The organism is Pseudomonas sp. KBW05 (genome assembly GCF_003852405.1).
GTDB lineage: Bacteria > Pseudomonadota > Gammaproteobacteria > Pseudomonadales > Pseudomonadaceae > Aquipseudomonas.
The window spans coordinates 21,865-31,693 of record NZ_QAJM01000042.1 but is presented as its reverse complement, the minus strand read 5'-3'; the positions used below and the strand labels follow the sequence as shown (position 1 = coordinate 31,693).

16 protein-coding genes are annotated in these 9,829 nt (G+C 61.3%); 11 read left to right on the top strand and 5 right to left on the bottom strand.

Features of this window, described 5'->3' with window-relative positions; translation table 11 throughout:
- Positions 1 to 325 precede the first annotated feature (325 nt).
- Both DBR46_RS27540 and DBR46_RS27535 read left to right on the top strand, forming a co-directional pair.
- The gene (locus DBR46_RS27540) at positions 326 to 772 is read left to right on the top strand and encodes a GNAT family N-acetyltransferase (protein WP_124529192.1); all 447 of its coding nucleotides are present in this window, start codon (positions 326 to 328) and stop codon (positions 770 to 772) included.
- A 4-nt stretch (positions 773 to 776) separates the two neighbouring features.
- Positions 777 to 1,034, top strand: coding sequence for a hypothetical protein (locus tag DBR46_RS27535; protein WP_124529190.1), 258 nt, complete (start codon positions 777 to 779; stop codon positions 1,032 to 1,034).
- Positions 1,035 to 1,304: 270 nt separating this feature from the next.
- On the opposite strand, the gene DBR46_RS27530 is transcribed toward DBR46_RS27535, so the two are convergent.
- Complete coding sequence (locus DBR46_RS27530; RefSeq protein ID WP_124529188.1) at positions 1,305 to 2,249, bottom strand: diguanylate cyclase; 945 nt, start codon at positions 2,247 to 2,249, stop codon at positions 1,305 to 1,307.
- Between the two features lie 244 nt (positions 2,250 to 2,493).
- Between DBR46_RS27530 and DBR46_RS27525 the strand changes: the two genes are divergently transcribed.
- Positions 2,494 to 2,742 carry a DUF1652 domain-containing protein gene (locus DBR46_RS27525; RefSeq protein ID WP_124529186.1) on the top strand — a complete coding sequence of 83 codons (249 nt, stop codon included), beginning with the start codon at positions 2,494 to 2,496 and terminating at the stop codon, positions 2,740 to 2,742.
- Here DBR46_RS27525 and DBR46_RS30385 read toward each other — a convergent pair.
- Positions 2,739 to 2,879, bottom strand: a complete 141-nt coding sequence (locus DBR46_RS30385) for a hypothetical protein (RefSeq protein WP_177414130.1) — start codon at positions 2,877 to 2,879, stop codon at positions 2,739 to 2,741. The genes DBR46_RS27525 and DBR46_RS30385 overlap by 4 nt on opposite strands.
- Positions 2,880 to 3,103: 224 nt before the next feature.
- On the opposite strand from DBR46_RS30385, the gene DBR46_RS27520 reads away from it, so the two are divergent.
- The 4 genes from DBR46_RS27520 to DBR46_RS27505 are packed head-to-tail and all read left to right on the top strand — an operon-like array spanning position 3,104 to position 4,917.
- Positions 3,104 to 3,415 carry a YXWGXW repeat-containing protein gene (locus DBR46_RS27520; RefSeq protein ID WP_124529184.1) on the top strand — a complete coding sequence of 104 codons (312 nt, stop codon included), beginning with the start codon at positions 3,104 to 3,106 and terminating at the stop codon, positions 3,413 to 3,415.
- 37 nt (positions 3,416 to 3,452) lie between these two features.
- Positions 3,453 to 4,031: an RNA polymerase sigma factor gene (locus DBR46_RS27515; RefSeq protein WP_124529182.1), complete on the top strand. Its 579-nt coding sequence runs from the start codon at positions 3,453 to 3,455 to the stop codon at positions 4,029 to 4,031.
- On the top strand, positions 4,028 to 4,459 hold the full coding sequence (locus DBR46_RS27510) for a hypothetical protein (protein WP_124529180.1): 432 nt from the start codon (positions 4,028 to 4,030) through the stop codon (positions 4,457 to 4,459). Before DBR46_RS27515 ends, DBR46_RS27510 begins: the two co-directional genes overlap by 4 nt.
- Positions 4,456 to 4,917 (top strand): periplasmic heavy metal sensor, encoded by a 462-nt coding sequence (locus DBR46_RS27505; RefSeq protein ID WP_124529178.1) that lies wholly within the window; start codon positions 4,456 to 4,458, stop codon positions 4,915 to 4,917. The genes DBR46_RS27510 and DBR46_RS27505 overlap by 4 nt, the downstream gene beginning before the upstream one ends.
- 3 nt (positions 4,918 to 4,920) lie before the next feature.
- On the opposite strand, the gene DBR46_RS27500 is transcribed toward DBR46_RS27505, so the two are convergent.
- Positions 4,921 to 5,283 (bottom strand): NUDIX hydrolase, encoded by a 363-nt coding sequence (locus DBR46_RS27500; protein WP_124529176.1) that lies wholly within the window; start codon positions 5,281 to 5,283, stop codon positions 4,921 to 4,923.
- A 127-nt stretch (positions 5,284 to 5,410) separates the two neighbouring features.
- On the opposite strand from DBR46_RS27500, the gene DBR46_RS27495 reads away from it, so the two are divergent.
- Both DBR46_RS27495 and DBR46_RS27490 read left to right on the top strand, forming a co-directional pair.
- Entirely contained in the window at positions 5,411 to 6,391 is a 981-nt protein-coding gene (locus DBR46_RS27495; RefSeq protein ID WP_124529174.1) for a Gfo/Idh/MocA family protein, read from the top strand.
- Positions 6,392 to 6,425: 34 nt separating this feature from the next.
- Entirely contained in the window at positions 6,426 to 7,055 is a 630-nt protein-coding gene (locus tag DBR46_RS27490) for a ribonuclease T2 (RefSeq protein ID WP_124529172.1), read from the top strand.
- Here the strand turns inward: DBR46_RS27490 and DBR46_RS27485 are convergent.
- Positions 7,052 to 7,489, bottom strand: coding sequence for an Rrf2 family transcriptional regulator (locus tag DBR46_RS27485; protein WP_124529170.1), 438 nt, complete (start codon positions 7,487 to 7,489; stop codon positions 7,052 to 7,054). The genes DBR46_RS27490 and DBR46_RS27485 overlap by 4 nt on opposite strands.
- A 146-nt stretch (positions 7,490 to 7,635) precedes the next feature.
- On the opposite strand from DBR46_RS27485, the gene DBR46_RS27480 reads away from it, so the two are divergent.
- Complete coding sequence (locus DBR46_RS27480) at positions 7,636 to 8,520, top strand: NAD(P)/FAD-dependent oxidoreductase (RefSeq protein WP_124529168.1); 885 nt, start codon at positions 7,636 to 7,638, stop codon at positions 8,518 to 8,520.
- Here the strand turns inward: DBR46_RS27480 and DBR46_RS27475 are convergent.
- Positions 8,510 to 9,208 carry an SDR family oxidoreductase gene (locus DBR46_RS27475; RefSeq protein ID WP_124529167.1) on the bottom strand — a complete coding sequence of 233 codons (699 nt, stop codon included), beginning with the start codon at positions 9,206 to 9,208 and terminating at the stop codon, positions 8,510 to 8,512. The genes DBR46_RS27480 and DBR46_RS27475 overlap by 11 nt on opposite strands.
- A gap of 106 nt (positions 9,209 to 9,314) precedes the next feature.
- Between DBR46_RS27475 and DBR46_RS27470 the strand changes: the two genes are divergently transcribed.
- A complete protein-coding gene (locus DBR46_RS27470) occupies positions 9,315 to 9,755 on the top strand; it encodes a helix-turn-helix domain-containing protein (RefSeq protein WP_124529165.1) in 441 nt (146 codons plus the stop codon).
- Positions 9,756 to 9,829: the final 74 nt, after the last annotated feature.

Sequence of the window (9,829 nt, the reverse complement as noted above, 5' to 3'; positions counted from 1 at the left end):
TCCGTGGGCCGCCGTCATGGGCCATCCTTGGCCCAGGACGGCTAACCCGGCGTCCTGCCGGGTTACCCACGGACTCAAGCCTGCGTTCGGCCAGCGTGGTTAACGGGGCGCCTAAGATCAAAAGCCAAATCAAAAGCCAGAGCCAGAGCCAGAGCCGGAGCTTCGGGTTTTGTCAGGTCAAGTCGTTGTGTAGATACCTATGTTTGGATAGGGCAAGCAGGGACTGTTGCCAAACCTGTGACCCGCTAGCGGGGCGGTTTACAAAACCACGACAATTGCTGTGTTTCTATTTGCATACAATTGCGCCCTTCAAAAGGAGGCAACTATGCAAACCCTTATTCGGGCAGCGACGCAGGATGACGTCGAGATTCTCTTCACCCTGCGTACCTCAGTTGTGCAAAACCATTTGAGTGTCGAGCAGATGGCGGATCTGGGCATTACGCCGCAAGTGCTGGCCGACAGTATTCGCCAGGCCCCTTGTGTCTGGATTGCTGAAGTCGACGGCCAGCCTGCGGCTTTCTCGATGATTGACCTGGCCGCAGGCGAGGTGTTTGCGATGTTTGTGTCGCCGGCCTACGAGAACCTTGGCTTGGGGCGCCAACTGATGGCAGTCGCCGAGGCGGCGTTGTTTGAACACCATGAAACCCTGTTCTTGATAACGGATGGGCGTGGCGAAATCCGCGCCAACGGTTTCTATCAACGGCTGGGCTGGACGGTGGTCGGCGCAGTTGAGGGCGACGACGTGCGTTATGAGAAGAGCAGGGCTAGCTAACGCCATGGCTGCCCCAGAGACGTCGCCCTCTAATAGCCTGCGCCACTTCGCGGTCGGCGTGCTGTGTGTCGCGGTGCTGCTGGGCGCTTACTTCATGCATATCAACGCTAGCGCGGATCGCCAGCGGGCCGAGGCGGCTGAGCGTTTGGTGCTGTGTCAGCAGGTGGAACGTTTGGCCTGTGCCGCCGCGTCCGGTGGCTTGAAACTGGGCGACAGTTGCGCGAACAACGGTGGCGAAGTGTCAGGTCGCAGTAATCAATAACCCTCTTTAATAAAGGGGAATATACGTTGTAAGTATCCCCTTACTTGCACCAAAAAGTGGCACTCATATACCCGGCCACCTTAAAAAACATGTGGTTATTGAATGACTTACGGCTGTTTTAATCCGACGAAAGGATTGATTTGGTCTTGTTACAGCTTTTTACAATCGCTACTATAGCCGGGCGTTCACCTCCCACGGTTTATGCATTTTTAAATCCCAAGTTTCCATCAGCTACTTGGGATTTTTTTTGCCCGCAATTTGACCTCGGCGTCAAACTTCAATAGCGGCAAACTCCGCGCGCATCCGTCCATTGCGTTTGGCCTGGTACAGCAACTTATCGACCTGTTCGACAAACCCCAGCATTGGGCTGTCTGGCGTCACCGTGTGGGTGCCGACGCCAAGGCTGACGCTCAACCATTTGGATACCGGGGAAGACCCATGTTCGATCTGCCTTTGGCGCACCAGATGCAGGCAGCGTTGCGCCACCAACTTCGCCGATGCGGCGTCCGTTTCCGGCAGCAACCACACAAACTCTTCACCGCCGATGCGCGCGATAAAGTCCCGGGGGCGGTTGGCCGCTTGCGATAGGGTGCTTGCCACCTGACGCAGGCATTCGTCGCCCTTGATATGGCCGTAGTGGTCGTTGTACTGCTTGAAAAAGTCGATATCGAGGATGATCAGCGACAGCGGCAACTGGCTGCGTTGGGCGCTGGTCCATTCGCGCTCCAGCACGGTGTCGAACATGCGCCGGTTGGCGATGCCGGTGAGGCCGTCCTGGAAGGAATATTCCTCCAGTTGTTTCTGCAGGCGGATCAGGTGTTCTTCGGTCTTCTTGCGTTCACTGATATCGAACATAAAGCCGATCAGCGCTTCGACTTCACCGTCCTTGCGCACCACATGCACCACGTCGCGGATCCACACGTAGTCGCCGTTCACCGTCAGCGCGCGGTAGTCGGCCTCGTGGTCCACCCCCGCGCGGGATTGCGACACGCAGAAATTCACCACATATTCGCGATCATCCGGGTGCATGCGCTCCACCCAGTCATCCACGCTGACCCAGCTTTGCGGGGTCCAACCCAGCAGCGTTTCAATCTGCGGGCCGATGTAGCTGAAGGTCATGGTCTGCCAGTCGATGCGCCAGGGGATGGCCTTGGTCGATTCCAGCAGGGTCTTGTACACATCGCTGTCGGGCTGGCTCGGGGGATCGATGCTCATGGGCGGCGGCTCGGGTAGTGGCGAAAAGCCAAGAGCGTCTGGTGATCGCGGGTGGGAGTCAAGCCTTCGCCGTGGCAGCAGACGAGAGGTCGTGTGCTGGGTTTCTGGCGCCAGCGGGCCAGCGTTTTGCGGGCAAAATGAGGCCTGGATAACACTTTTGCATTAATTCTTCAGGGGGGCTGAAACCTCGTCTACTCTGGTCACAACTCACCTGCAAGGTAGAACCCAGGGACGGGGGCTTAGCATGATCCCAATCACCGAATTCAATCGCATCATGGCCGTGGGCTTTTTGCCGCTGTCGTGTGACTGCACCCTCAATGGCGACGGTTCGCTGCGCATCAGCGTGTTCGAGCCGGTATCCGGGCGCGTCGATCTGTTGCTGACCCGCGTGTCACCCGAAGGTCTGGACAGCATCCGTTCCATCTCAAACCTTATTGGTGAGCTGCGCACCGAGCTCAAGGCCGGGCGCCGGGGGTTTGCGGCGGTCGGTTAACTGTTGGCTACTTGGCTGGGCGTATCGGCCGCGCCGTAGTAGCGCCAGCAGCAATGGCGGTGCTCAGGCAGAATCACGCAGCCGCTGAGGCTGGCGATCAGCAGGGCGGCAACCAGCAGGGATAGGCGACGGGACATGGTATTTCCTCTTGGTGTGTGCGGCGTTATCCCTTTAACGCCGACGCCCGCATAAATCCGTCGCGTAGCTTTCAAACATTTCATCAAGCGCTCTCATCCCTTGGGCAATACTGCCCTTCAAGCACTCCCGGAAAAAACCTGCGTGCCCTGCGACGGATTTTCCGGCACCCGCCGTTCAACCCATCAGCAGCGGACATTTTCGTCCGCCGCCTGAAGGAGTTGCCATGAGCACACTGGCCCAATTGCGTTATGCCTTGCTGGTCCCGCTGGTTTTTGCGGCGTTTGTCAGCACCCCGACGTTTGCCCAGACCGAAGTCATCATTCGCCAGGCACCGCCGGTGGAGCGGGTCGAGGTGATCCCCGCCGGGCGCCCGGGTTACGCCTGGGACCGTGGCCACTGGGGCTGGCAGCGCGGCGCCTACGCCTGGGTGCCGGGGCACTGGCAGCCGGTGATGCGCAATGCACGCTGGCAGCCCGGCCACTGGGAATCCCGCGGCCCGAACTGGTACTGGCGTGAAGGCCGTTGGATGCGCTGAAACCTGATACTTAGCCTGCGGACCGAGAATTAGCCGATTGAAAGACACTGATCCGGACGTTGAGCTGCTGGCGCGTATCGGCAACAACGAACCTGCGGCCGTCAACGAAATGGTCACGCGCAAACTCCCGCGCTTGCTGGCGCTCGCCAGTCGGATCCTGGGGGATGCCGACGAGGCCAGGGACGTGGCCCAGGAGAGTTTCCTGCGGATCTGGCGCCAGGCGGCCAACTGGCGCGTTGGGGAGGCGCGCTTTGATACCTGGTTGCACCGGGTTGCGTTGAACCTGTGCCGGGATCGCCTGCGCCGGCGCAAGGAGCGCCCGCTGAGCGAGGATGAGGCGCTGCAACTGGCCGACACCGCGCCGTCGCCGGACGAGCACCTTGAAGCCGCTGACCGCAGCGCGCGGATGGCGGCTGCGTTGGCCGCATTACCCGAACGTCAGCGCGAAGCAATCGTGCTGCAGTATTACCAGGAGCTGTCGAACATCGACGCCGCGGCCCTGATGGAGATCAGCGTCGAGGCACTGGAGAGCCTGCTGTCACGGGCTCGCCGCCAGTTGCGCAATCAACTTGCCGATACACCAGGGCTTGCCCGCCCAGGAAGGGAAAAACCATGACGCCTGAACGATTCGCTCACTTGGCTGATGCCTACGGGGCCAGCTTGCATCGCTGGCCGCTTGCTGAACAGGCGCCAGCCCAGGCCCTGCTCGACAGCGGCGACCCCAGCGCCCGCCTGGCCTTGCACGACGCCGCTTGGCTGGATACGCAACTGGATGCTCACGCGGTGCTACAGACCGATCTGGCGCTGACCAGGCAGATTCGCCAATCCGTACCGCGACGGGCGTCATTTTGGTCGCGGTATACCCACTGGTTGTCACCCGCCGGCCTGGTGGGCGTGGGTATTGCCGGCATCGCCGCCGGGGTGTTGGTGGCCTCGATGAGCGTGCCGCTGCCGATGCTGTCCGCCGAGGTGCTGCCCAGCGTGTTCGATCAGGGCGATGCGGAAGTCGTGTTTAGCGTTAACGCCGAGGAAACCGAACAATGACGCCCAAGTCCCTTAAACCGTGGTTGATGGTATCGGTGTTGCTCAACGTGTTTTTGCTCGGTGGCGTGGGCGGTGGCCTCTACCATTGGATGGCGACGGCCAAACCCGTCGAAGCGGTGGTCAACCAACATGGGCTGCGCCAGGCGATGTTCAAGTTGCCGCCGGAGCGCCGCCGGGAACTGCGCCAACTGCTGCGGCACAACCGTGCCGACAGCCAGCCGTTGATCATGGCCGGACGCGAAGCCCGGCTTGGGGTGATCCAGCAACTGCAAGCGCCAACACTGGACCGTGACGTACTGGTGGCTGAGTTGGCCAAGGCTCGCGAAGCGGATACGGCCTTGCGCGCGCTGGTGGACACGACGCTGGCACAATTCGCCAGCACGCTGCCCCAGGATGAGCGACAGCACCTGGTGGAGGCGTTGTATTTGCGAGGGCAGGCCAAAACCAAACAGAAGTGAAGGTTACAGGCGACGCACGAAGGATTTGACGATATGCCGGGTGGCGTCGGTGGTGTCCAGTTGGTCCATCGCGCCATAGGCATGCCACTGGCAATCGACTATTTCGTTACAAGGCTTTGCGTCAGCGATGTTCACCACCGACGCCTCGAACACATGATGCAGCGTGTCGCGCGCCTTCAGTTCCTGCAAATACAGCAACCCGTCCACGGTCAGCCCGGTTTCTTCCTCCAACTCGCGTTCGGCCGCGCCCACAGGGCGCTCGCCGCGCTCGACCTTGCCGCCCGGCAATGCCCATTTTGACCTGGCCTTGCGCACGAAGAGGATTTGCCCCTCGTGTTCACAAATGACCGTTGCGCGAATTTTCATCGTCTGTGCCCCCGCAGGCGGATGAGTGTCATAAAAGTGTAATGCAATTGTCATGCTAAGTGCTTGTAGCGGGGGCCTCGAGGTATGTGGATACTGCGCGCTTGATTTAAACGGCCGAGGAAAACAGATGAACACCGTACGTTGGGGGATGATCGGTTGTGGCAGTGTCACTGAGTTAAAGAGTGGACCCGCTTTCTACAAAGTGCCAGGTTCGGCGCTGGTGGCCGTGATGGGGCGCCGTGAAGAAGCGGTGCGCGATTATGCGGCACGCCATGGGATTGCCCGCTTCTATACCGACGCTCAAGCGCTGATCAACGACCCTGAAGTGGATGCGGTGTACATTGCCACGCCACCGGCCAGCCACCTTGAATACAGCCTGATGGTGGCGGCAGCCGGCAAGCATTGCTGCGTCGAGAAACCCATGTCGATGAATGCCGAGCAAAGCGCGCTGATGCAACGTACCTTCGAGCGCGCCGGGTTGCATCTGTTCGTCTCCTACTACCGGCGCTCGCTGCCGCGCTTCCAGCAAGTGCGTGACTGGCTGCGGGAAGGGCGCATCGGCGAGTTGCGCCACCTCACCTGGACCCTGTGCAAACCGCCTGGCGCCGAAGATGCCAGCGTCGCCAACTGGCGCACTGACCCGGCGATTGCCGGCGGCGGCTACTTCGCCGACCTGGCCAGCCATGGCTTCGACCTGTTTCAGTATCTGGCCGGGGATATTGTCGAAGTGGCCGGTTTTACGTCGCGCCAGGAGGGCCGTTATGCCGCCGAAGATGCGGTGACGGCCAGTTGGCGTTTCGCCTCGGGCGCACTGGGCATGGGCTGCTGGAATTTTGTTGCGGACCGTCGCGAAGATCGCGTCGAGTTGATCGGTAGCCGAGGTCGCATCGAGTTTTCAGTGTTCGACGATCAACCGTTGCGCCTTGAGGGTGACACCCAAGTGGTGCTTGCGGTGCCTTGTCACGCGCATATCCAGTGGCATCACGTGCTGGGCATGAACGCGCATATCCGGGGCGAAACCGAGCATCCATCACTGGCGATCGAGGCCCTGAAGACAGATCGCATTCTGGACAAGGTGCTGCAACGTAACCCCCATCACCCTGAGTAGGCACGGTAAATTTTGGTTTTCAAGGAATAGACGAATGAAATATTGGATGGTGGTGTTGTTGTTCATTGCCGCAAGTTCAAGCGCGGCGCCGCGTAGCCAAGGGACGCCGGGGGAGTTTGATTTTTATGTGTTGTCGTTGTCGTGGTCACCGACGTTTTGCCTGACGCACCCGGACAACGAGCAGTGTTCGGGCAAAGGCTATGGTTTTGTTTTGCACGGTTTGTGGCCGCAGTACGCTCGGGGCGGGTGGCCGGCGTCGTGTGCGCCGCAGTCGCGGTTGAGCCGCGAAGAAATGGACAAGGGCGCGGCGCTGTTCCCCACGCGTGCGCTGCTCAAGCATGAATGGGCCAAGCATGGCACCTGTTCCGGGCTTGAGCCCCTGGACTATCTGGAGAAGACCGATGCGGCGCTAGGCGTGGTGGTGATCCCGGCGCAACTGCAGCCGTTCAATACCCCACCCGCGTTGCCGGCCCGTGAGATCGAGGCGCTGTTTCGCGAGAGCAACCCGCGCATGGGCAACCATGGCCTGGCGGTGATCTGCAAGGGCAAGGTGTTGTCGGAAGTGCGCGTGTGCCTGACCAAGGACCTGGCGTTCGCCGGCTGCCCGCGCAGCGTGAAAACCACCTGCCGCGCTGGCGATATCCGCATTCCGGCCCAGCGCTAAGGCAGCGTTGCCAAGCGATAGCGCTCATCGAAGTCCTCGGCCAACTGCGCCAGGCTGACATCGCCCAGGCGCTTCAATAGCAGGGCCTGGGCCTGTTCGAATGCGTCTGTCAGGGCGGCGTTTACCGCTTGCTCCACCAGGCATTCCGGGTGATCGGTGGACAGGCCGATGGCAAATATCGACGGCGTGCCCAAGGCCCGGTGAATATCCAGCAAGGTGATTTCACTCAAGGGCTTGCCCAGCGTCCAGCCACCCTGGTGGCCCTTTTCCGAGCGTACGTAACCTTTTTCCTTGAGCAACCCAAGGGTGCGTCGCACGACCACCGGGTTGGTGCCGAGCATCTGTGCGATGGTCTCCGAGGTCGCGCGTTCTTCATGGCGGCCCATATGGATCAGCACGTGCAGCATGCGCGAAAGCCGGGTGTCGTTTCTCATCAAAAAACCTCAGGATCGATTCGCCGCAAAGTATCGTTCGTAACCTAAAAAGTTGCGAGACTCTTGACGCTGTATTTTCATGTAACTTATGGTGTGCCGTGATAGCGCAAGGACCCCCTGGCGCAGAAAGCGCGGAGTCACCCATCATGCTGTACGACGTCATTATCGTGGGCGGCAGTTATGCCGGCCTGTCTGCGGGCCTGCAACTGGCAAGGGCGCGGCGCAAGGTGCTGGTGATCGATGCGGGGCAGCGGCGCAACCGGTTTGCCGCGACCTCCCATGGCTTTCTCGGCCAGGACGGCCAGGCGCCCGACCTGATCGCCGCAGAAGGGCGCAGCCAACTGATGGAGTACCCGACAGTGAGCTGGGTGCAGGACAGCGTGCTCCAGGCCCATGGCCAGGCGGACGGGTTTCGCGTCAGCACCCAATGCAACGGCGAATTTGACGCCCGCCGCCTGATCCTCGCGACCGGCGTGGTGGACGAGTTGCCCGCTGTCGAGGGCCTGCAGGAACGCTGGGGCTCGCGGGTGTTCCATTGCCCTTACTGCCATGGTTATGAGCTGGAACAAGGGCGCATCGGCGTATTGGCCAGCTCCGCGCTGGCGATGCATCACGCGCTGATGCTGCCGGACTGGGGTCCGACCACGTTGTTCACCAACGGCGTATTCACCCCGGATGCCGAGCAACGGGCGCAGTTGGAGCGGCGTGGCGTCAATTGGGAAAGTGGCGCTGTGCGTCGTATCAGCGGTGAGCGTGCGGATGTGGAGCTGGAAGATGGCCGGGTTTTCAGCCTGGATGGCCTGTTCACGCTGCCGCGCACGCGAATCAGCGCGCTGGCCGAACAGTTGGGGTGCACAAGGCTCGATGGCCCCACGGGCCCTTATGTCAGCACCAACGAAACCCGCCAGACCTCCGTCCCCGGCGTGTTTGCCTGTGGCGATGCGTCCCTCGCCGCCGGTTCGGTGGCGTTGGCAGTGGCCGAAGGCGTGCGTGCCGGGGTGGGCACGCACGTGTCCTTGATCAATGGTTGAGGTACACCGGGCTGTCTGTGGACAGCGACGCCTTCACCCCATGGCTGGTGTCGCTGACCAGCACTTCTTCGCGGTCCTCGGCCAGGGCTTGCAGGGTGAGTGCGACCACTTCCTGGGGCGTGCTTTTCGGCGCTTGCACATCGGCGACCATGTCGGTGTCGATGTAGGCGGGGTGTACGCCGATGACCAGGGTGCCTTGTGAGCGCAACTCGCCGCGCAGGCCGTTGGTCAAGCCCCACTGGGCGGACTTGGAGGTGCTGTAGCCACCGGCGCCCGGCGGGCTCAGCCAACTCAGTACCGAGAGCACATTGATCAGCGCGCCGCCGCCCTGGCGGGCGAGGGTCGGTGCGAACGCGCGGCTTACGCGCAAGGTGCCGAAGGTGTTCACATCAAAGTGCTGTTGCAGGTTCTCGACACTGTCTTCGGCCAGCAGCGAGCCGTACTGGAGAAAGCCTGCGTTGTTGATCACCACGCTGACGTCGCTGCACTGCTCGGCGGCGTGCTGCACGCTGGCGGCGTCGGTGATGTCCAGGGCGACCGGCGTGCTTCCTGGAATGTCCACGCTGGCAGGGTTGCGCGCGCCGGCGTAGACCTTGGCCGCGCCAGCTTCGAGCAGCGCGGTGACGAATGCTTTGCCCAGGCCACGATTGGCGCCGGTGACCAGTACCACTTTTCCACGAATGTCCATGCTGAGCTCCAGGCTGCGAATTAGGTTTAATTATGAAACCGTTTTTATCTTGAGTGTATCGGTCCTATAATGCAACCGTATTGTTCAACTGGCCGGAGGCCCGACAATGAAACGCAAATGCCTGGAAGGCGACTGTTGCCCGGTCGCACGCGCCCTGGATGTGGTGGGTGACTGGTGGACGCTGCTGATCATTCGCGATGCCTTTGCCGGCGTGACGCGTTTCGGCGACTTCCAGAAGCACCTGGGCGTGGCCAAGAATATCCTCGCCGCGCGCCTCAAGGAGATGGTCGAGCAAGGCCTGTTGCAGCTCAGCGAAGTGGGCGCGCGCAGTGAATATCAACTGACCGACAAGGGCCGCGCGCTGATGCCGGTGCTGGTGACGCTGGCGCAGTGGGGTGAGGCGCACACCGAACCGGAGCAGCTTGGCACCCGCTTGCTGGATGCCCGCGCACTCAAGCCGTTGCGCAAGGTCGAGATCATGTCCGAGGACGGCCGAGTGTTGGGCCAGGGCGATATCGTGACCCAGGCCCCCACGCCGGCGCAGTGAACGCCCAGAGGGTGATTTTGTTCAATACCGCGTGGGATTTGCCCTTTACCGTGATGCCATCTTCAGCGTCACGA

What these genes read in the sequence shown, in the direction of transcription:
- DBR46_RS27540 (WP_124529192.1), top strand. Translation starts at nt 326, where the DNA reads ATGCAAACCCTTATTCGGGCAGCGACGCAGGATGACGTCGAGATTCTC.
- DBR46_RS27535 (WP_124529190.1), top strand. Translation starts at nt 777, where the DNA reads ATGGCTGCCCCAGAGACGTCGCCCTCTAATAGCCTGCGCCACTTCGCG.
- DBR46_RS27530 (WP_124529188.1), bottom strand. Translation starts at nt 2,249, where the DNA reads ATGAGCATCGATCCCCCGAGCCAGCCCGACAGCGATGTGTACAAGACC.
- DBR46_RS27525 (WP_124529186.1), top strand. Translation starts at nt 2,494, where the DNA reads ATGATCCCAATCACCGAATTCAATCGCATCATGGCCGTGGGCTTTTTG.
- DBR46_RS30385 (WP_177414130.1), bottom strand. Translation starts at nt 2,879, where the DNA reads ATGTCCCGTCGCCTATCCCTGCTGGTTGCCGCCCTGCTGATCGCCAGC.
- DBR46_RS27520 (WP_124529184.1), top strand. Translation starts at nt 3,104, where the DNA reads ATGAGCACACTGGCCCAATTGCGTTATGCCTTGCTGGTCCCGCTGGTT.
- DBR46_RS27510 (WP_124529180.1), top strand. Translation starts at nt 4,028, where the DNA reads ATGACGCCTGAACGATTCGCTCACTTGGCTGATGCCTACGGGGCCAGC.
- DBR46_RS27505 (WP_124529178.1), top strand. Translation starts at nt 4,456, where the DNA reads ATGACGCCCAAGTCCCTTAAACCGTGGTTGATGGTATCGGTGTTGCTC.
- DBR46_RS27500 (WP_124529176.1), bottom strand. Translation starts at nt 5,283, where the DNA reads ATGAAAATTCGCGCAACGGTCATTTGTGAACACGAGGGGCAAATCCTC.
- DBR46_RS27495 (WP_124529174.1), top strand. Translation starts at nt 5,411, where the DNA reads ATGAACACCGTACGTTGGGGGATGATCGGTTGTGGCAGTGTCACTGAG.
- DBR46_RS27490 (WP_124529172.1), top strand. Translation starts at nt 6,426, where the DNA reads ATGAAATATTGGATGGTGGTGTTGTTGTTCATTGCCGCAAGTTCAAGC.
- DBR46_RS27485 (WP_124529170.1), bottom strand. Translation starts at nt 7,489, where the DNA reads ATGAGAAACGACACCCGGCTTTCGCGCATGCTGCACGTGCTGATCCAT.
- DBR46_RS27480 (WP_124529168.1), top strand. Translation starts at nt 7,636, where the DNA reads ATGCTGTACGACGTCATTATCGTGGGCGGCAGTTATGCCGGCCTGTCT.
- DBR46_RS27475 (WP_124529167.1), bottom strand. Translation starts at nt 9,208, where the DNA reads ATGGACATTCGTGGAAAAGTGGTACTGGTCACCGGCGCCAATCGTGGC.
- DBR46_RS27470 (WP_124529165.1), top strand. Translation starts at nt 9,315, where the DNA reads ATGAAACGCAAATGCCTGGAAGGCGACTGTTGCCCGGTCGCACGCGCC.